The organism is Bradyrhizobium sp. AZCC 2262, assembly GCF_036924535.1.
Classification (GTDB): Bacteria; Pseudomonadota; Alphaproteobacteria; order Rhizobiales; family Xanthobacteraceae; genus Bradyrhizobium.
This window is the reverse complement of record NZ_JAZHRT010000001.1, coordinates 2,300,490-2,319,293: the sequence shown is the minus strand read 5'-3', so window position 1 is coordinate 2,319,293 and position 18,804 is coordinate 2,300,490. Positions and strand designations below refer to the sequence as shown.

The following is an 18,804-nucleotide window of genomic DNA, read 5'->3' as shown; positions in this document are numbered from 1 at the left end:
TTTCAACCGCGCCTGATCACGCGGGCCCGTTGATCGTGTTCAGCGCTGGACACTCCGATAAGGCCCATCGGAATCCCCCGCGACTGCTTGACCTGCTGCAGCGCGATGAAGCTCGAGAACCTTTCTATCCCGATCCCCGCGGCAAGCATGTCGTCCATGATCTCGCGGTAGTGATCGACGTCGCGCGCAACAACCTTGACCACGTAGTCGAAGCCACCGCTGACGAGATAGCACTCGACTATGAACTGCTCATCGCGCACGTAACGTTCGAATTGCTGCGTGTGCTCGAGAGTTCGCTTGCGCAACGTCACATCCGTATGAACCGTGATATGCGACGCGATCCTTCGAATATCGAGTGTGGCGCCATACGCCTGGATGTAGCCGGCGTTTTCCAACCGGCGCACGCGCTGGAGGCACGGCGTCGGCGACAGACCGACCAGTTCGGAGAGTTTGAGGTTGCTCATCCGGCCATCGTTCTGCAGCGCGGCCAGGATCTTGATATCAAGGCGATCGAGCCGCAGCCTGACGTTTTCGACGGGTAAAACCTGAACCGAACTCATCTCAAGCCGCTCCATCGCCAATTGGTATTAGCCGAAATTCATCATGACGTGACGCATCACGGTGTAGTCTTCCAGGCTGTACATCGATTGGTCCTTGCCATAACCCGACATCTTCATGCCACCGTGCGGCATTTCGCTGATTAGGGTGAAGTGCGTATTGACCCACACGGTGCCATATTGGAGACGGGAGCTGATCTTGAGGGCAGTCTTGGCGTCCCGCGTCCAGACCGAAGATGCCAGCCCGTAATCGCTATCGTTGGCCCATGAGATCGCCTGCTCGGCATCATCGAAACGCGTCACCGAGACCACCGGTCCGAACACCTCGCGGCGAACGATTTCATCGGTCTGCTGTGCATTCGCGACAACGGTCGGCTGGTAATAGAAGCCCGCATGGTCCGAACGCTTGCCGCCGGTGACGATCTCGATATGCTTCTGCTTGCTCGCCCGCTCGACAAAGCTGGCGACACGCTCGCGCTGGAGTTCGGTGATAAGAGGCCCGAGTTCAGTCGACTCGTCTTCCGGTGCGCCGAGCTTGATCGTCTTCACTGAGCTCGAGAGATCCGCGACGAGACGGTCATAAATCTTCGGCGCGGCATAGACCCGACAGGCGGCGCAACAATCCTGACCTGCATTGTAAAAGCCCGCGGTCCTGATACTCGCGACCACCTCATCGAGATTCGCGTCGTCCATGACAATGACCGGCGCCTTGCCCCCGAGTTCGAGATGGGTGCGTTTCAGGGTTTTTACAGCCGCCTGAAGCACTTTCTGACCGGTCGTGATGTCGCCGGTTAGCGATACCATCCGCACGCCTGGCATGCTGACCAGCGCAGATCCGACGCTGTCGCCGCGGCCCGGCACAATGTTGACGACGCCCGGCGGGACGATTTCAGCAAGGATGAGCGCCAGCTTGAGCGCGGTCAGCGGAGTCTGCTCCGACGGCTTCATCACCACCGTGTTGCCCACCGCAAGCGGCGCAGCAAGCTTCCACGCCGCCATCATCAACGGGAAATTCCAGGGGGCGATCGAACCGACGACACCCACAGGATCGCGGCGGATCATGCTGGTGTGGTTGCCGACATACTCGCCCGCCGCACTGCCCGTCATGCAGCGCGCCGCTCCTGCAAGAAAGCGTATGACATCCACGATGGCCGGAATTTCATCGCCGAGCATCCGCAAATAGGGTTTTCCGCAGTTCAGGGATTCGAGCCGGGCAAAAGCCTCCGCGTCTGCCTCGATGCGATCGGCAACCTTGAGCAGCAACCCGGCACGATGCCCAGGCGTGGTCTGCGACCAGGTCTCGAAGGCGCGCGAGGCTGCTTTCACGGCATTTGAGACTTGCTCGTGCGAGGCTTCCGGGACCTCGGCCAAAGCCTTTCCGGTCGCAGGGTTGAGGATCGTCTCGACCGGTCCCTCACCTGGGACCATCTGCCCGTTGATGAGCAAGTTGGTGAGGATGGTTGGATTGGCGATATTCATCCGCTCGGCTCCGCATTTTCGTTTGGTACCGAACCCTAACGAGACCCCCGGGGGCATGGGAAATACAAAAACCTGACGGGCTCCTATCGGAAAACCCGGTCGGTCTACCGCTCGCCCCTATACTCGCGCGCCAGATGCAGGAAAATCTGTGCCTCATCCGGAATAATGGAACCGCGTCGCCATGCGACCCCGACATCGACGGTCACTTCAACGCCCTGGATTGGCCGCGCTTCGAGGCGGTCGCCTTCGAGCGACCATGGCCTGAAGGTCATATCCGGCATAATGGCCAATCCGGCTCCGGTCGCGACCAGACTGCGAACGGCTTCGACCGAGGATGTGGTCAAGGCGAAATTCGGTCGAAGCCGCGCGGACTGCCAGAGGGCTGCAGTCGTTTGCGGCATTTCGTCGATTGACAGCCCGATCAGCGGCTCCGCGTTCAGGGCGGCCAGTTCCACCTGATCGTGCGCGAGCAGCGCGTGCCCTGCCGGCAACCAGACCCGATTGCGCGACCGCACCAAGGTCTCGACTTCCAGCGCGTCGTGATCCTCCAGATTGGAGACCAGCATCAACGCAACGTTGAGTTCGCCATTGACCAAGAGGTGTTCGATAAAGGAGCGGTCCTCCTCCACGACCTTGACCAATACATTGGGGAAGATGCGCCGGAAGCGCGCTAGCACGTCTGCCAGGAAGTACCCCGACACCAGGCTCGTGACACCCAAATGGAGCGTGCCGGAAGCCGCCTCCGGACCGGTCTTCAACACCCGGCCGGCATCCGCGACCGCGGCCATGATCAAGCGGGAGTGCCGCAGGAACTGATGACCTTGATAGGTCAGGGTCACGCCCTTCGAACTTCGATCGAACAGCGTCGCTCCGGTCTGGGCTTCGAGCGCCCGGACGCTCTCGGTAATAGCGGACTGTGAAATGTTGAGGCGTGCCGCGGCCCCCGAAACCGAGCCAGCCTCGGCCGTCGCGACGAAGTAGGAAATCTGCCTAAAAGTCAGATGCATAGCACTCGTTTGGTCTCGCGGGTTCGAGGCTTCGGTTCTCGGATTGAGGCCCCAAAACAGCATAATGACGCGTTTTTCCGATAGTGAATAGTGAAGTTCGCACCATCCACCTGCTAGATTTTGCAGAAAGGGGGCATGTCGTGAACGGCGCCATTCCATCGGGCAGCAGCATCGTACGGGTTGACCACCTGGCTATTCCTCTGGCCAGTGGACTGACCCTCGGCGCGCGTCTTTGGCGACCTGCCGATGCCGAAGGCGTCCCGGTACCAGCGCTCGTCGACTATCATCCCTACCGAAGTTCTGACGGTAGTGCCCTCGCCGACGAAGGCATCTATGCATCGCTGGCCGCGCGCGGTTACGCCTGCGTCAAGCTCGACGTCCGCGGAACCGGAAATTCCGAAGGTCTGCATCGAGACCAGTTTGATGCGGCCTACTGGACCGACGCCGTCGAGGCGCTGGCATGGATCGCGTCGCAGCCCTGGTGCAACGGCAAGACCGGCATGACCGGCTTGTCTTGGCCTGCCCATGCGAGCCTGATGGTGGCTACGCACCAACCCGCATCGCTTGGCGCGATTTTTCCGGTCGATGGCGCTGATGACCGGTATCTGAATCGCTATCAAGGCGGCTGTCTTCTCGTCTATGCCGTTTGGCATGGGGCCCAACTCAGCGGGATGCACCTTCGGCCGCCGCTGCCCTGGGTCGTCGGCGAGCGCTGGCGCGACATGTGGCTCGAGCGGCTCGCTTCCTATCAAAACTATTTTGAAATCTGGGGCGCGCACCCGACCTTCGATTCTTACTGGCATGCCGGCTCAGCCACGCTCGGTCTTCACAAGATAACCTGCCCGGTCCTAATGAGTGTCGGTTGGGCCGATACCGGCTATGCGGTGGCCTTGCCACGGCTGCTCGACAACCTCGCTGTGCCGCGCGCTGCTATCGCAGGACCGTGGGGGCACTGTTTTCCGCATACTGCCCACCCCGGACCGGGCATCGATTTTGTCGACCTCGCCGCGCGCTGGTTCGATCACACGCTGAAAGGCTCAGGCGACGGGCAAGGAGTGGAAGCCTTTCCTGCCCTTACCGCGTGGCTGATCGAGTCGCACGCGCCAAGCTCCGATCTCGCGGAGCGGCCCGGGCTCTGGGTTTCCGAAAAAATATGGCCATCGCCCTCCATCGAAATGCGGCGCTACGGTTTTGCGCCGGGGCGGCTGGGAGTTGGCTTGTCGTCGGATGCAACGCTCGCGATACGATCACCCCTGACCGTAGGCACCGGGGCCGGCGAATGGATGCCTTGGTATCCGACTGGACCCGGCGCCTATTTGCCCGGAGATCAGCGCGAGGCCGACGGCCTGTCGCTCTGCTTTGATAGCGACCCCGTCGTAGGGGATACCGACTTGCTCGGCCAGCCAACGCTGAACCTGGCGGTGAGCTCGGACCAGGATTGCGGCCAGATCGTCGTGCGCCTGTGCGACGTCGCGCCGGACGGCGCGTCAACCCGAATGACGTTCGGCTTCCTCAACCTCGGCCACCGCGACGGCGACGAACGACCCGTCGCAGTTGAACCAGGGAATATTTATGAGGTCCGGCTGGCACTCGCGCCAATCGGATGGCGGATGACGGCCGGCCACCGCATTCGCATCGCAATTTCGACCAGCTACTTTCCAATCATCTGGCCGGCGCCGCGCCATGCGACCTTATCATTCGATCTCAGTCGGTGCGGTCTGGCGCTGCCATTGCGCGCCAATGACGCAGGCTGTGCGGCCCCCGCGCCCGCCGTGCCGACAAGCCAGCCGAAACTGCCTGCGACTGCATCTCGCCCGCCACGCCTTCGGCGCCGCTGCAGCTTCGACATCTCCTCGTCGAGGTTGGAACTGGTCGTCGACGAAGACAATGGCGAAACCAGGCTGGAGCAGGACGGCCTCACGTTCGGATCGACGCTGACACGGCGCTATTCGATTACGGCGCACGATCCGTTGCCGGCGCGCTGCACGACGTCGGCCACATGGACGCTCAGCCGCGGCGATTGGGCAACAAAAGTCGCCGTCGATGCCGAGGTGACAAGTGACGGAGACAGCTTCCTCGTCGACACCCGGATTTCCGCCGACGAAAGTGGCCGCGAAATCTATGCCCGGCGGGATGTCAAGAAAATCCCCCGCGGCTCGGCCTGAGCGGCTTTACGTACCTATCGATTGCGATTCAGTAGCTCAGTGACGGACCGAAACACCCGCGAACGTGCAACCTGATATCCCAGTTTCTGACCGATGGATGTCTTCAGGAATCCGTCCAGCATGCCCTGATCGTAGGTCTCCGTACTGCGGGCGACACGCTCGTCACGACGTCCCTGCAAATCCGCCAGAATGCGATGCGCCGCATTGTGTCCCGGCGCTCCCGTGACGCCGCCGCCGGGATGGCTGCCGGAGCCACAGAGGTAATAACCTGCGATCGGCGTGCGATAGGTCGAGGCTTCGATGATCGGCCGCTTCTCGAACAGATTGTCGAGCCCGACCATCGAGGCGTGAAAGATGTTGCCCCCGGTGATGTTGTAGGTCTGCTCGAGATCGAGCGGCGTAATGACGTGACGGCCGAGAATGTGTTTCCGCATATTGGGGGCGTAACGGAAATAGATCTCCATGACGAGATCGGCCCATTCCTCCTTGCGATCCGTCCACCTTCCGCGAGCGAGACTAAACGGCAGTTGCTGTACGCCGAGCGACAAGGTGTGCTGTCCGGGCGGCGCAAGCTTCGGATGGGTCACTGACGGGATCAGCGCCTCAACGACATAATCGTCGCAGAATTCGCCGCGCTGTTGCGCCTGCCAGGCCCTCTCGTAGAGAGCCGGAGTAGGCCCCAGGATCGCCAGCCCCTGATGCTGCGGTCCAACGCAGCCGGCTGGAAAGCCGACATAGTCGGGCAGCGCGTCGACAAGAAGATGGATGCGCGCCATGGAACCGCGTTGATCGATATCCCGCGCCTTCGCCGCAACCGGCGCAGCTAGTACGCCCGTCGGCAACAGGTCGACCAGCGATCGCTTTGGATCCGCTCCGGACACCACCGTCTTTGCAACGATGACATCACCGTTCGCCAGCACCAGTCCCGTCGCAACACCGTTTTCCACCCGCACGGATCGAACCGGCGTGCCGACACGCAGTTCGCCGCCGTGAGCGCGCAGGCCGCGGGCCAGGGCTTCGGCGATCATGCCCATGCCCTCTTTCGGCAAACCGTAGCGACCGAAATTACCCTCGAACTCGCCCTGTGCGTGATAGCCGTAGACATAGGCGGTGCCAGGGGTTGTCGGGCTGCCCCATGTCGACACCATTCCCATGAACATCATGAAACCACGAAGACGATCTGATTTGACGTAACGGGACAGCAATTCCTCTGCCGAGAGCAGTACGAACTCTTCAAACAGATCGCTCTCCCCTGCTTCGCTGAACGCACGCTGCAGGCTCTCCGCGGTAGGTGGGTCGCTGAGCAGCGCTGATTGCGTGATATCGCCGAAACGCCGCAACCGGGTCGCGAAGCGCATGAAATTCGGTCCGTCCTCGCTGCTGTGCGCCTCGATGGTACGAAGCGTGCGGTCGATCTCCTGCCACAGCATGACGTGATCGCCATCGCTCCACAGCGCCATCTCCTGCATCTCGGGCGCCACCGAAACCAGACCATATTTCTTGAGTTCGAGATCCTCGACCACCTCGTGCCGCAACATCATCTGGATGTAGGAGCAGGACGAGAAGCGCCCGCCAGGTATCAACTCTTCGGTGGTGCAGGCCCCGCCGATGACATCACGCGCCTCCACGACAACGACCTTGAGTCCTGCGCGCGCCAGATAATTTGCGCACACCAATCCGTTGTGGCCGGCGCCGATAATCGCAACGTCATATGCCTGCGTCGTCATGTCGAACCCTTGGTCGTTCAGCGAGTTCCGAAAGGCCCAATCCATATCAGGATCGCGCCCGGCCTCGCGCAGGGAATGCTGACCAAGTCTAGCAGAGAGACCTAGCGAAATTCGCTGATATTGCCGAAGGATTTAGCGAATTGGCCCTGACCCGCACGCGATTTCGCTGAAAAACATCGACGGATATCGTCTACCGTTTCCTGACTGCGATGATGGTCGTTTCTGACGATGTGAGGTGGCATGAATATCGTGACGATCCTTGTTCACTTCGAGGGTGAAGGCACGCCGGTGACGGATGCCAAGGGCTTTATCAAGTCACAAGCGAAGGGCGCCATCCTTGCGGTAACTTCCGAAGGACTTTCACCGGAAGCGCAAATCGAAAGCCTTCCGGGTGATGCCAGCTTCAACACCATGGTCTTTGCCCAGGATGGCCGCTTCTGGGAAGCTGGCCGCGTGGATTTTTCCGGCATTGGCAGCCACCTGATCGTCGAGACCATACATCCTGGCGCCAGCGTCGACCTGCCCGGGGGGGTCGCGGCCGGTTCCATCGCATGGACGATTATCGGTGGCGGCGGCCGGTTTGCGGGGGCAACCGGCATCGTGACCGGCAATTTCACGGCCCGTGCCGACGGCCGCTTTTTCGACCATCATCTCTACAAGGTAATCCTTCCGGCCGGAGGCTAGATGCGGCATCGTTTCCAAACACCGTGCCGAACTGCGAGGATGCGCGATTGCCCATCCAAAGCCAGCATCCGCACTCAACCTCGAAACGAGAGAGCCAACCGTGCCCCACGCCAACGCGATGATCACCGCACCGCAACCGGAAGCTGCCGATGCCGGAGCCGATATCCTGCGGGCCGGAGGCAACGCGGTCGATGCGGCGATCGCCTGCGCCTTCGTCCAGGGCGTCATCGATCCCCTGATGTGTGGTGTTGCAGGTTTTGGCAGCATGGCGATCTACGTGCCTGGACGTCACCATGGCTATGTCGATTTCCACGCGCCGGCGCCGGCCGCCGCCCGGCCGGAGATGTGGCAGGATCTGATCCGTGCCGAAACCCGCGACGGGTTCGGCTTCATCCTCGAAGGACAGGTTAACGATCTCGGCTACGGTTCGGTCGCCATGCCGGCGTCGCTGCGTGCCTACGAGACGGCGCATCGGGCGCATGGGCGCCTACCGTGGTCGGAGATCATCCAGCCCGCGATCGGTTATGCAGAGAGTGGCTGGACCGTCAGGCCGCATGTGCACTGGTTCTGGTCGGATGACGGCGAGATGGGCCGGGCACCCAATCATGCCCGCATTGCCTTCAGCCGGACCGGCCGTGCGCTCTATTGCCGGGCGGACGGTACGCCGAAACGCGTCGGCGATCAGGTTGTGAACCGCGATCTCGGTCAATTGCTGCGGTTGATTGCCCGCGATGGGGCGGACACTTTTTACACCGGAGAGATCGCTCATCGGATCGCCGAAGACATGAAGTCGAATGGCGGGCTGATTTCGGTGGATGATCTCGCCGCGCTTCGGCCACGACTGAACGACCCGGTTTGGGGCGAGTATCGCGGACTAAAGGTCTCCACCAATCACCCGCCGGGCGGCGGCGTGATGCTGATGGAGATGCTGAATATCCTTGAGAACTTCGATCTCGCAGGGCTCGGGCACAACTCGACCGAATATCTGCGCGTGGTCTCGGAGACCATGAAGCGCGTGACCTCCGACAAGGATCAATACATCGGAGATCCCGCCTTTCTGTCCGTTCCAATCGAACGGTTGGCCAGCAAGGCCTACGCCTCGGAGATGGTCGACGATATCCGATCCGGCAAACGCGCCACCGTGACGCGCCTGCGCGGCGGTTTTCCGACCAAAGACACGACGCACTTGTCAGTGGTCGACAAGGACGGTCTCTGCGTGTCGATGACGCATTCGCTGGGTCAGCCATCCGGGGTCATCACCGACGGGCTCGGCTTCATGTACAATGGTTGCATGGCCGTATTCGATCCGCGCCCGGGTCATGCCAATTCCATGGCGCCGGGCAAAGCAAGGTTCAGCTCGATCTGTCCCAGCATCCTGTTCCGCGACGGTCGGCCCTATCTCGTGATCGGCGCTCCCGGCGCCACGCAAATCGCGATGGGCGTTCTGCAGGCGATCCTGAACGTCGTCGATTTCGGGATGACGATGACGGAGGCCGTCAGCGCGCCGCGTTTCTCGTCCACGAGCGACGCCATCGACGTGTCGAACCGCATTTCCCGCCATGTCACTGACGCCCTGCAACGGGACGGTTACGACATTATCCGTTCGCCCTACGGGTTCGGCTTCGCTGCCGTCCATGGCATCCGGTTGCTCGACGATCGCCTCGACGGCGGAGCCGACCCCGGTCACGATGGAGTCGCTTTCGGAGTGGCGCTGTGACGCTGATCGCCAATCCGGTCGGATTGCCTCCCGATCGGATCCTGTCGTCGATGCTTTCGACGCCCTCCCCGCGCGTCTCGGACGCCGAGGCGAACGAAATCGCACGCCGGCACTATGGCCTCGAGACCTCAGCCAAACGGCTTGCGAGCGAACGGGACGAGATGTTCCGCCTCCGCGACGCCAAAGGGATCGAATACCTGCTGAAGATCACCAATCCCGCCGAACCTCCAGAAGTGACGCATTTGCAGACCGCCGCGCTTCAATGGATTGCAGACACCGATTCGCAGCTCCCGGTTCAACGCCCCCAAAAAACCGGCGACGGCGCAACCGAGCTGCGCCTGGCGATTGGTGCGAGCGAACCGCGCACCGTGCGGCTCCTGAGTTTTCTGCAGGGACAGCCCTTGCACGAGACACAGCGGACGCGAGCCCAGCGCCGCGCACTCGGCCGTATGCTGGCGCGCCTCGGGCAGGCACTTGCGGCCTTTCGACATCCGTCCGAAGGCCACGAACTTGGCTGGGATATCGCCCATGCTCACCGCCTGAAACCCCTGATGGCGCATGTGCGCCGACGCGAACAACTCGATCTTGGGCAGGCGGTCTTTCGCCGCTTCGAAACAAAGGTTAGACCGAGCCTGCCGGGGTTGCGAGCACAGGTCGTTCATAACGACCTCAACGCCTACAATGTGCTGGTTGACCCCACGGACCCCGAAAGGATCACCGGCGTGCTGGATTTCGGTGACATCGTCCGCACCCAGCTCGTCAACGACGTCGCGATCGGCGCAGCCTATCATCTGTCGGCGTCCGCCGACGTCCTCGAAGGCCCCGGCGATTTCACCGACGCCTATCAGGAAGTGACCCCGCTCGCGCCCGAGGAAACCGAACTGCTGCCGGATCTGATCGCGACGCGCCTCCTTGTTACCGTGCTCATTACCGGCTGGCGCGCCGAGCGCTATCCCGAGAACCGCGACTACATTCTCAAGAACACCGCCCTCGCCTGGGACGGCCTCGACCGGCTGGCCCATATCGCTCCCGAAATCGCGCGAGACCGACTGCGCGGCAATACGAGGTAAACCATGTCACGTCCCCTGATGGTCAATGCATTCGATCCGGACCGCGCCGGACAATTGGCGGATGATGTCGCCAGCCTTCTGGAACGGCGCAAGCGCGTTCTCGGCCCATCCTACAAGCTGTTCTACGATGCACCGATCCATGTGGTCCGCGCCGAAGGCGTCTGGCTGCACGGCGCCGACGGCACCCGATATCTCGACGTCTACAACAACGTGCCGTCGGTGGGACATTGCCACCCCCGCGTGGTGGAGGCGATCGCGCGGCAGGCGGCCACGCTCAATACCCACACCCGCTATCTCTACGACATCGTCCTTACCTACGCCGAACGCCTGATCGCGACCTTCCCCAAGGAACTCGCGAACGTCATGTTCACCTGCACCGGCAGCGAGTCGTCCGATCTTGCGATGAGGGTCGCAAAGAACTTCACCGGCGGCGCCGGCATCATCGTGACCGAAAACGCCTATCACGGCATCACGGCCGCGGTATCGGAGTTCTCGCCCTCGCTAGGCTCGGGCGTCCCGCTCGGTCCGCACGTCAGAACGGTGCCAGCACCGGACGCCTATCGGTTGGGACCAAATGTTGGCGAGATCTTCGCAGGCGACGTGGAACGGGCGATCGATGATCTAAAACGGCACGGCATCAAGCCCGCGGCCCTTATCACGGATACCATTTTCTCCAGCGACGGCATCCTGTCGGATCCGCCGGGCTTCCTTGCTCCCGCCGTCGACATCGTCAGGCGCGCGGGTGGCGTCTTCATCGCCGACGAGGTGCAGCCAGGATTCGCCCGCACCGGCGACGCCATGTGGGGCTTTCAACGGCATAGTGTCGTGCCTGATATCGTGATCATGGGGAAACCGATGGGCAATGGCATCCCGCTCGCCGGCGTCGTGGCGCGGCCCGAGGTGCTGAGCGACTTTGCCTCCAAAGCGCGCTACTTCAATACGTTCGGCGGCAATCCGGTGTCCTGTGCTGCCGGGCTTGCGGTGCTCGAAGTGATCGAAGCCGAGAAGCTGCAGCATAACGCGCTGGAAGTCGGACGCTACATTATGAGCGGCTTGCGACAGCTTGCGCTTGAGCACAAGTGCATCGGAGACGTTCGCGGCGCGGGCCTGTTCATTGGCGCGGATTTCGTTCGCGACCGCGATACCAAGGAGCCGGCTCCCGAAATCGCAATGAGGCTGGTCAACGACCTCCGACGCAAGAACATCCTGATCAGCGCATCCGGCGTTGACGGCAATGTCCTAAAAATCCGGCCGCCGCTTCCCTTCTCGCGTGCGGACGCGGATATCTTTCTTGCAGCCATGCGCGAAGTGCTCGAGGAAGGGACCGCGTCATGAATATTGCGGCGCGTCCCGACGGGGCGTAACCAGGCTCTACTCGGCCGCCGCCGGAGTACTGCGTCGGTCAATCGGCCGGCAATTCGGAAAATCCCAGTCGCGTCCGGGCGCCGCTTCGAATAGCGCCCGGGTATAATCGGCCCGCGGCCGCGACAGCACTTCCTCAGCCGTCCCATGCTCGACGATGCAGCCATTCTTCATCACGATGACGTCGTCGCAAATCTGGGCGGCAACACGCAGGTCATGGGTGATGAAGAGAATCCCGACACCAAGGCGCGCCTGTATTTCAGCCAGCAGTTCAAGAACCTGCGCCTGAACCGAAACGTCGAGCGCCGAAACGGCCTCGTCGGCGACGAGAACGTCGGGCTTCATTGCCAGGGCGCGCGCAATGGCGATGCGCTGGCGCTGACCACCGGAGAATTGATGCGGATAACGCGCCGCCGAATCGGCGGGCAGGCCCACCAGTTCCAACAAGCGGCGGGCTTCAACCATGGCCTCGCGATGGGAAACGCCATAGTTCGTTGGCCCTTCGACGATCGATTCACCGACGCGGATTTTCGGGTTCAGCGAACGGTAGGGATCCTGAAAAATCATCTGGACGCGCCGGCGCCAGGGCTTGAGCTCGCGGAAGGATTGGCCGGGCATCTTGTGGCCGTCGAGTTCGATCGCTCCCTCGCTTGGGTCGGTCAGCCCGACGGCACAACGCGCTACCGTTGATTTACCCGACCCCGATTCACCGACGATGCCCAGCGTTCGGCCCGCGCGCAGAACAAAATCAACATTGCGCGCGGCGACAACCTCGCGTGCGGGTCCAAACATTGCCTGTGCCTTGTACACCTTGCCGAGGTCGCGCACGGCCAGCAGTGCCCTTGCATCCGCCTCCGGTCGTGGTCGGCGAGGCACGAGACTGGGCACCGCAGCCAGGAGCTTCCGGGTGTAGTCTTCCTTGGGCGTGGCCAGCACCTCTGGCTCCGATCCGCTTTCCACCACGGCTCCGCTACGCATCACCGTCACGCGATCCGCGATCTCCTTCACGACGCCCATATCGTGGGTAATGAACAGCACCGCCGTCCCGTGGCTCTCGCGCAACTCACGGATCAGAGCAATGATCTGCTTTTGTGTGGTTACATCGAGGGCGGTCGTTGGCTCATCGGCGATCAACAGGCGTGGCCTTAAGATGAGAGCCATCGCAATCATGATGCGCTGCCGCTGCCCGCCGGAAATTTGATGCGGGTAGGATCGGTAGATCCGGCCGGCCTCCGGAAGGTGGACCTCTTCCAGCATTCCGAGAGCCCGCTTGCGCCTCTCCTGCGATCCAAGCCGCGTATGGGTCCGCAAGACTTCGTCGATCTGGTCTCCGACCCGAACGATGGGATTGAGCGCGGTCATCGGCTCCTGAAAGATCATTGCCATGCTGGTGGCGCGCAACGCGCGCAGCCGCGTTTCGCTGGCGGCGAGCAGGTTCTCGCCATCGAGCAAAATCTCACCGCTAACCGGCCGGAGCGCATTGCGCGGCAGAAGCCCCATCACCGCCAGCGAGGTTACCGACTTTCCTGATCCGGATTCCCCAACCAGGCACATCGTCTCGCCGGCCCGAACATCAAGCGAGATGTTGCTGACGACCGCCCTGCCTTCCGATGTCGCCACCGAAAGATTGCGGAGCGAGAGAAGCGGTGCGTCGCTCATCGCCCGTCTCCCCGTTTGATCAGGCGCGGATCAAGCGTATCGCGCAATGCGTCTCCCAATATGTTGATCGACAGGATCGTCAGCGACAAACACAGCCCGGGCCAAAAGATCAACTCCGGCTTGAGCCTGAAATAGCTGCGACCTTCAGCCATGATGTTCCCCCAACTCGGGGTCACCGGGTTGATGCCCGTGCCGAGAAACGAGAGCACGGCTTCCGTCAGGATCGCTGATGCGCAGACATAACTTCCCTGGACGATGAGTGGCGCGAAGGTATTCGGCATCAGATGGCGCCACAGGATCCGGCGCATCGAACTGCCCAGCGAAATGGCAGCTTCGACGTAGGGCTCCTCGCGCACCGTCAGCACCACCGAGCGCACCAACCTGATCACCCGTGGGATTTCGGGCAACGTGATCGCGAGGATCACCGTCGTCAGGCTCGCGCCGGACAGCGTGACGATGGTGATCGCGAGCAGGACATTCGGGATCGCCATCAGGCCGTCGACGATACGCATGACGATGGAATCGAGCCAACCGATAAAGCCCGCGAAGAGACCGATCGTTAGCCCAATGACCACGCTGCAGACCGCTGCTCCAATCCCCACGCCGAGCGACACGCGCGCGCCGTACAGCACCCGTGACAGGAGGTCGCGGCCGTAAGCATCATTGCCGAGAGGATACTGCACACTTGCCGGCTTCAGGCGCATCAGCGGATCCAGCAGCCCCGGATCGTGAGGGGCAAGCCAGGGCGCAAACAAGGCAGCGACTAGGATGATGGAGAGCAACACGCCGGAGAGCGCCACAAGGGGCGCCCGAAGGAAGACCGACGTCAGCCGGAAGAGGCTGAACCGCCTCGGTGCGACCGGATCGAGATACAGGTTCAGGCTCATCAATAGCGGATCCTTGGGTCGACAAGCACGTAGATCACGTCGATGGTCAGATTGATCAGGACATAGAGAAGGCTCGACAGCAGAATGATCGCCTGGATAACCGGATAGTCCCGTGCCAGGACGGCATCGATGGTCAATCGACCCACGCCGGGAAGATTGAACACGCTCTCGGTCACCACGACACCGCTGACCAGCAGCGCGAAGCCGATACCAATCACCGTGATGATCGGAACGGCCGCATTGCGCAGCGCGTGCCGCATGAAGACCGACTTTTCGGAAATGCCTTTGGCCCGTGCCGTGCGAATGTAATCCTCGCCCAGGACCTCCAGCAGGCTTGTTCGCGTAATCCGCGCGATGAGCGCGACGTAGAGAAACGTCAGCGCCAGCGTGGGCATGATCATGCGTTGCGCAAATTCAGACATTCCGGAGCGGATGCTGACAAAGCCCTGGACGGGGAGCCATCGTAGATCGACCGCAAATATCTGGATCAGGCCGTAGGCGATAACAAAGACCGGGACGGAGAAGCCGACCACCGAGAGAGCGATGACCGCACGATCGACCCAGGTCCCCTGCCGCGCGGCCGCCAACGCGCCAAGCGGGACCGCAACAATGACGGACAAAGCGATCGTCGACAAAGCAAGGCTCACGGTCGGCTCGATGCGGTCGGCGATCAGACGGGAGACCGGCGCCCCCGAGATGATCGAGGTGCCGAAGTCACCGCGCGCGAGTTGCAGCATCCAGTCGGCGAATTGGCGATAAAGCGGTTGATCGAGGCCGAGCTGTGCGCGGATGCGCGCGAGTTGCTCGACGGTTGCGTTGTCCCCAGCGATAACGGAAGCCGGATCGCCCGGCGTCAGGCGCAGCACCATGAATATCGCCACCGCGACGACGAACATGACAGGAATTGAAGCGACCATGCGCCGCAAGATGAAGCCGAACATAGATGCATCCTTGTGGGACGGCCGCCAGTCGTTCCTTTCCCCTTCGCCGACCGAAGCCCGAGAAGACCGCGCGCTCGACCGAACGAATATCGAGGCCGATCAGGGCTTGTCCATATTCCAAAAGTAGGGAACAGCCGGCCCGTCGAGCACACCGGTGAGCTTTGCACTCCATGCAGCCGGCGTCGCGATCTGCCCCAGTGGAACATAGATGACCCGCTCGAACGCCAGCTTTTGCAATTCCGCGGCGACCTCTTTTCGCTGGTCCGCGCCGGTCGCTTCGCCAAAACGAATCCGCAAGGCCTGAATGTCCTTGTCGTCAGGCCAGCCGGCGAAGCCGGACATCCCGGCAGCGTTCAGCGGCAGACTGGTCAGCGGATTGGACACGTCGGCGCCGCCGAACGCCGTGAAGAACAGGTGCCAACCGCCCTCTTGTGCCATCTTGGCGTTGCCGCGCGTGGCCACCGCGGTCTGCCAGTCCATCGGCAGCAATTCAACATTGAAGCCAGCCTGTTTCAGAGCCTGCGCTCCGACGATCGGCTGTGCCTTCTGGGTATTGACGTCGGTCGGCTGAACGATGCGGATTGGCTTGCCGTCGTAGTTCGCTTCCTTGAGAAGCTTCTGGGCCTCTGCCATTCCGTTGCCCTTCAACAGGGATTCAGAGCCCACCTCCGTCGCAAGCGGCGTTCCGCACACAAACATCGCCCCGCAAACCTTGTAGCCGCTGGGATCTCCGACCATTGCGGCCAAGAAGTTCTCCTGCTTGAACGCGAGCATGGCTGCTCGCCGTATCTTCACGTCGGTGAACGGTGGCGCCAGGAAGTTCATTCGAGAAATGACCTGGAGGCCAAACTTGTTATTGTTCTTGACGACTGTGTCCTTGTTGCCATCGAGCAGCTTGAGCAGATCGACCTGCGGCTCGTCGATGTAGTCGATTTCGCCATTGGCGAGCGCGTTGATTGCGGTCTGGGCATCCGGCATGACGACCCATTCGACGCGATCGACCTTCACCACTTTGCCGCCCGACGCCCAGCTTGGTTTCGCGTTGCGCGGCACGTATTTGTCGTTCTTGACGTAAACGGCGCGAACGCCCGGCTGAAACTCTTCCTTGACGAATTTGAAAGGTCCAGACCCGATGGTCTCAGTGATCGGCTGGGTTGCGGGGGTGTCGGCCACGCGTTTCGGCATCATGAAGGGGACGTTGGACGACGGCTTGCCGAGCGCATCGAGAACGAAACCTATCGGCTGTTTCAGCTTCAGGGTGACGGTCGCCGGATTAGTCGCTTCGAGCGAGTCGACGTAGGTCGCGAGCAGTTGCCCCATGGTATCGCGCTGCCACCAGCGCTTGAGGGACGCCACGCAGTCTTCAGCGGTCACCGGCTGACCGTCGTGCCAAGCCAGACCGTCCCTCAGCTTGAACGTATAGGTGCGCTTGTCGTCCGAGATGCTCCAGTCCGCCATCTGCGGCTGCGGCTGCATATTTTCGTCCACCGCGACCAGGGTGTCGTAGATCATGTAACCATGGTCGCGCGAGATGTAGGCAGTGGATGTAATCGGATCGATCAAGCGCAGCGGCGCGTGCATCACCGCACGAATGGTCTTCGGGGCGGCGGCCGCCGGCACGGCCGTTCCGATCAGGACCGCTGCCGCGCCAAGGAGGATTCCGCGTCGGTTCAGAACACCCAAAAACCGTTGCCCGACGAGACGACGACGCGAAGAACCACTCATGTTGCACTCCTGACCAAGGCGGGATGTGTTCAAGCGTCAAAAGCCTATTGACGGTATTCGGCTTTTGGAAATTCAAATTATAGGACGCCCTCTATCGGAATAAGCGATGGCACAGGTGGTGGCGGACGACCTTATTGGTAGGATTCTGCGTCGGCGTGACGCCTGTGGGTCCCCAATAGGGGACCCCGTCAGACCGAGAGCGCCATTCCGCCGCCCCCAGGATCGGCTGCTCCTTCCGCCGTTCCTGCGGCGTCACAAAGAATGGCGTGGACCTTCGCAACCGTAAAACTCTGCGCGGATCGGGCGACTCGGTAGCTTCGAGCCGCCACAGCCTCGCAAACATATGATGGAATACGCGCACTTAGGTCGATTACGTCTCCGGGCGCGGAGAACCGTGGTGCGGCCACGGCGTCGGAAATCGACATTCCGTGATCCAGCACATTGAGGATGACCTGCAGGATGCCAAACGGAATATGCGATCCCCCCGGGGCGCCCAGCAGCATTCGCATTCGGTTTCCTGCGAAAACCATGGTCGGAGTCATGGAGGTTACGCGGCGCCGATAGGGCTCCAATGAACGCGCATTACCGGGGCGGGGATCGAACATTCCGATAGCCCCGTTGTACATGAACCCCAGACCGGGCGTCAGAACGCCGGACTGAGCCCCAAGCGAGTGGGTCATCGTCACTGCATTCCCGGCGGCATCGATGACCGAAATGTGGGTCGTGGTCTTTGTCTCGGTGTCCCCCAACCGCTCGATCCTGACCCGCTCGCCCCGCTTGATGGCTTCTGCCTCCTGCAGGCACACGCAGGGGTCGATGATCGCAGCGGTATCGACAGCGTCATGGCGCGGGTCCCCGATCTGCGCTTCCTTGGCAAGCTGGGCCCGCTTCATCACCTCAGCGACGGTGGCGATGTAATCCGGCGTGTTATGCCCCATGCCGCGAAGATCGAAATGCTCCAGCACATGAAGGATACGCAGCAGCATGGGTCCGCTGGTCGGCGGCGGCAGCACGCTGATGCGATGCCCCCTGTAATTGCCCCATAACGGCTTGACCTGCTCGACCTCGTAGCTCTCGAGGTCTTCACGACGCAACATGCCTCCATTGCGCTCCATATCGGCCGAAATGGCGTCGGCGATGCGCCCCTCGTGAAAACCGGCTGCGCCGTCACGGGCGATCGCTTCGAGTGTCGCCCCATAATCGGGATTGCGGACCGCAGCGCCTGTTTTCAGGGCTGTTCCGTCCGGTGCGAAGAACAGATACGAATAGGCCGGCGTTTGCCGCAGCCTGTGGATGTTGTCGGCCCGGCCGGCATCATCGACCACGAACCATTGCTCGCGTACGGCCGGTGTGATGCGGTATCCATCAATAGCAAGACGAATGGCCGGTTGCACCACATCGGACCAGGGCAGCAGACCATATCGGCGCTGCAGGTCATGCCAGCCCTTCACGGCGCCCGGCACGGCAATCGACCTGTAGCCGAAATCGTTGATGTAACCCTTGAGGACGAAGCCGAACCCGTCAGGGGTTTCACGCTCGAGCAGATGATTCCACATGCCGGGAACGACGCCGGCAGGCGCCTGGAACAGGAAGTTCGTGCCTTCGTGAAGGCCACGGTCTGGAAGGTAGACCTGAGCGCAACCATAACCCGCCACGCCGCCATTCATCTGGTCCACGACGCCTTGCGCGAACGCGCACGCGATTGCGGCGTCAATCGCGTTGCCTCCCGCCATGAGAATGCGGGCTCCAACCTCGACCGCATCGGGTTGCTCGGCGACTACGATTCCCTTACTCATTCTGACTCCGTCGATGCTTCAAGGCATC

Annotated in this window: 14 protein-coding genes; 5 read left to right on the top strand and 9 right to left on the bottom strand. The window is 61.7% G+C overall.

Going from position 1 to position 18,804, the window contains the following annotated elements; translation table 11 throughout:
- Nucleotides 1-2: 2 nt before the first annotated feature.
- The 3 genes from V1283_RS10875 to V1283_RS10865 all read right to left on the bottom strand — a co-directional run bounded on the left by V1283_RS10875 (nucleotide 3) and on the right by V1283_RS10865 (nucleotide 3,043).
- Nucleotides 3-575, bottom strand: a complete 573-nt coding sequence (locus V1283_RS10875; protein WP_334393026.1) for an Lrp/AsnC family transcriptional regulator — start codon at nucleotides 573-575, stop codon at nucleotides 3-5.
- A 12-nt stretch (nucleotides 576-587) separates the two neighbouring features.
- A complete protein-coding gene (locus V1283_RS10870) occupies nucleotides 588-2,015 on the bottom strand; it encodes a gamma-aminobutyraldehyde dehydrogenase (protein ID WP_442895854.1) in 1,428 nt (475 codons plus the stop codon).
- 125 nt (nucleotides 2,016-2,140) lie between these two features.
- A complete protein-coding gene (locus V1283_RS10865) occupies nucleotides 2,141-3,043 on the bottom strand; it encodes a LysR substrate-binding domain-containing protein (protein ID WP_334393025.1) in 903 nt (300 codons plus the stop codon).
- Nucleotides 3,044-3,183: 140 nt separating this feature from the next.
- Between V1283_RS10865 and V1283_RS10860 the strand changes: the two genes are divergently transcribed.
- Nucleotides 3,184-5,208: a CocE/NonD family hydrolase gene (locus V1283_RS10860; RefSeq protein ID WP_334386470.1), complete on the top strand. Its 2,025-nt coding sequence runs from the start codon at nucleotides 3,184-3,186 to the stop codon at nucleotides 5,206-5,208.
- Between the two features lie 14 nt (nucleotides 5,209-5,222).
- Here the strand turns inward: V1283_RS10860 and V1283_RS10855 are convergent, their stop codons facing one another.
- A complete protein-coding gene (locus V1283_RS10855; RefSeq protein WP_334386469.1) occupies nucleotides 5,223-6,935 on the bottom strand; it encodes a phytoene desaturase family protein in 1,713 nt (570 codons plus the stop codon).
- Between the two features lie 240 nt (nucleotides 6,936-7,175).
- On the opposite strand from V1283_RS10855, the gene V1283_RS10850 reads away from it, so the two are divergent.
- The 4 genes from V1283_RS10850 (at nucleotide 7,176) to V1283_RS10835 (ending at nucleotide 11,741) form a co-directional block, all read left to right on the top strand.
- Nucleotides 7,176-7,619 carry a hypothetical protein gene (locus V1283_RS10850; RefSeq protein ID WP_334386468.1) on the top strand — a complete coding sequence of 148 codons (444 nt, stop codon included), beginning with the start codon at nucleotides 7,176-7,178 and terminating at the stop codon, nucleotides 7,617-7,619.
- Between the two features lie 118 nt (nucleotides 7,620-7,737).
- Nucleotides 7,738-9,336, top strand: coding sequence for a gamma-glutamyltransferase (gene ggt / locus V1283_RS10845; RefSeq protein WP_334393024.1), 1,599 nt, complete (start codon nucleotides 7,738-7,740; stop codon nucleotides 9,334-9,336).
- A complete protein-coding gene (locus V1283_RS10840; protein ID WP_334386467.1) occupies nucleotides 9,333-10,406 on the top strand; it encodes a phosphotransferase in 1,074 nt (357 codons plus the stop codon). Before ggt ends, V1283_RS10840 begins: the two co-directional genes overlap by 4 nt.
- Nucleotides 10,407-10,409: 3 nt before the next feature.
- Complete coding sequence (locus tag V1283_RS10835; RefSeq protein ID WP_442895722.1) at nucleotides 10,410-11,741, top strand: aspartate aminotransferase family protein; 1,332 nt, start codon at nucleotides 10,410-10,412, stop codon at nucleotides 11,739-11,741.
- A 36-nt stretch (nucleotides 11,742-11,777) separates the two neighbouring features.
- Here the strand turns inward: V1283_RS10835 and V1283_RS10830 are convergent, their stop codons facing one another.
- The 5 genes from V1283_RS10830 to V1283_RS10810 all read right to left on the bottom strand — a co-directional run bounded on the left by V1283_RS10830 (nucleotide 11,778) and on the right by V1283_RS10810 (nucleotide 18,713).
- Nucleotides 11,778-13,427 carry an ABC transporter ATP-binding protein gene (locus V1283_RS10830; protein ID WP_334386466.1) on the bottom strand — a complete coding sequence of 550 codons (1,650 nt, stop codon included), beginning with the start codon at nucleotides 13,425-13,427 and terminating at the stop codon, nucleotides 11,778-11,780.
- A complete protein-coding gene (locus V1283_RS10825; RefSeq protein WP_334386465.1) occupies nucleotides 13,424-14,314 on the bottom strand; it encodes an ABC transporter permease in 891 nt (296 codons plus the stop codon). The genes V1283_RS10830 and V1283_RS10825 overlap by 4 nt, the downstream gene beginning before the upstream one ends.
- Complete coding sequence (locus tag V1283_RS10820; protein ID WP_334386463.1) at nucleotides 14,314-15,255, bottom strand: ABC transporter permease; 942 nt, start codon at nucleotides 15,253-15,255, stop codon at nucleotides 14,314-14,316. Before V1283_RS10820 ends, V1283_RS10825 begins: the two co-directional genes overlap by 1 nt.
- Before the next feature lie 99 nt (nucleotides 15,256-15,354).
- Nucleotides 15,355-16,980, bottom strand: a complete 1,626-nt coding sequence (locus tag V1283_RS10815) for an ABC transporter substrate-binding protein (protein ID WP_442895721.1) — start codon at nucleotides 16,978-16,980, stop codon at nucleotides 15,355-15,357.
- A gap of 188 nt (nucleotides 16,981-17,168) precedes the next feature.
- Nucleotides 17,169-18,713, bottom strand: coding sequence for a gamma-glutamyltransferase family protein (locus tag V1283_RS10810; RefSeq protein WP_334393021.1), 1,545 nt, complete (start codon nucleotides 18,711-18,713; stop codon nucleotides 17,169-17,171).
- Nucleotides 18,714-18,804 lie beyond the last annotated feature (91 nt).

What these genes read in the sequence shown, in the direction of transcription:
- V1283_RS10820 (WP_334386463.1), bottom strand. Translation starts at nt 15,255, where the DNA reads ATGTTCGGCTTCATCTTGCGGCGCATGGTCGCTTCAATTCCTGTCATG.
- V1283_RS10830 (WP_334386466.1), bottom strand. Translation starts at nt 13,427, where the DNA reads ATGAGCGACGCACCGCTTCTCTCGCTCCGCAATCTTTCGGTGGCGACA.
- V1283_RS10875 (WP_334393026.1), bottom strand. Translation starts at nt 575, where the DNA reads ATGGAGCGGCTTGAGATGAGTTCGGTTCAGGTTTTACCCGTCGAAAAC.
- V1283_RS10850 (WP_334386468.1), top strand. Translation starts at nt 7,176, where the DNA reads ATGAATATCGTGACGATCCTTGTTCACTTCGAGGGTGAAGGCACGCCG.
- V1283_RS10835 (WP_442895722.1), top strand. Translation starts at nt 10,410, where the DNA reads ATGTCACGTCCCCTGATGGTCAATGCATTCGATCCGGACCGCGCCGGA.
- V1283_RS10815 (WP_442895721.1), bottom strand. Translation starts at nt 16,980, where the DNA reads ATGAGTGGTTCTTCGCGTCGTCGTCTCGTCGGGCAACGGTTTTTGGGT.
- V1283_RS10810 (WP_334393021.1), bottom strand. Translation starts at nt 18,713, where the DNA reads ATGGCGGGAGGCAACGCGATTGACGCCGCAATCGCGTGCGCGTTCGCG.
- V1283_RS10855 (WP_334386469.1), bottom strand. Translation starts at nt 6,935, where the DNA reads ATGACGACGCAGGCATATGACGTTGCGATTATCGGCGCCGGCCACAAC.
- ggt (WP_334393024.1), top strand. Translation starts at nt 7,738, where the DNA reads ATGATCACCGCACCGCAACCGGAAGCTGCCGATGCCGGAGCCGATATC.
- V1283_RS10825 (WP_334386465.1), bottom strand. Translation starts at nt 14,314, where the DNA reads ATGAGCCTGAACCTGTATCTCGATCCGGTCGCACCGAGGCGGTTCAGC.
- V1283_RS10865 (WP_334393025.1), bottom strand. Translation starts at nt 3,043, where the DNA reads ATGCATCTGACTTTTAGGCAGATTTCCTACTTCGTCGCGACGGCCGAG.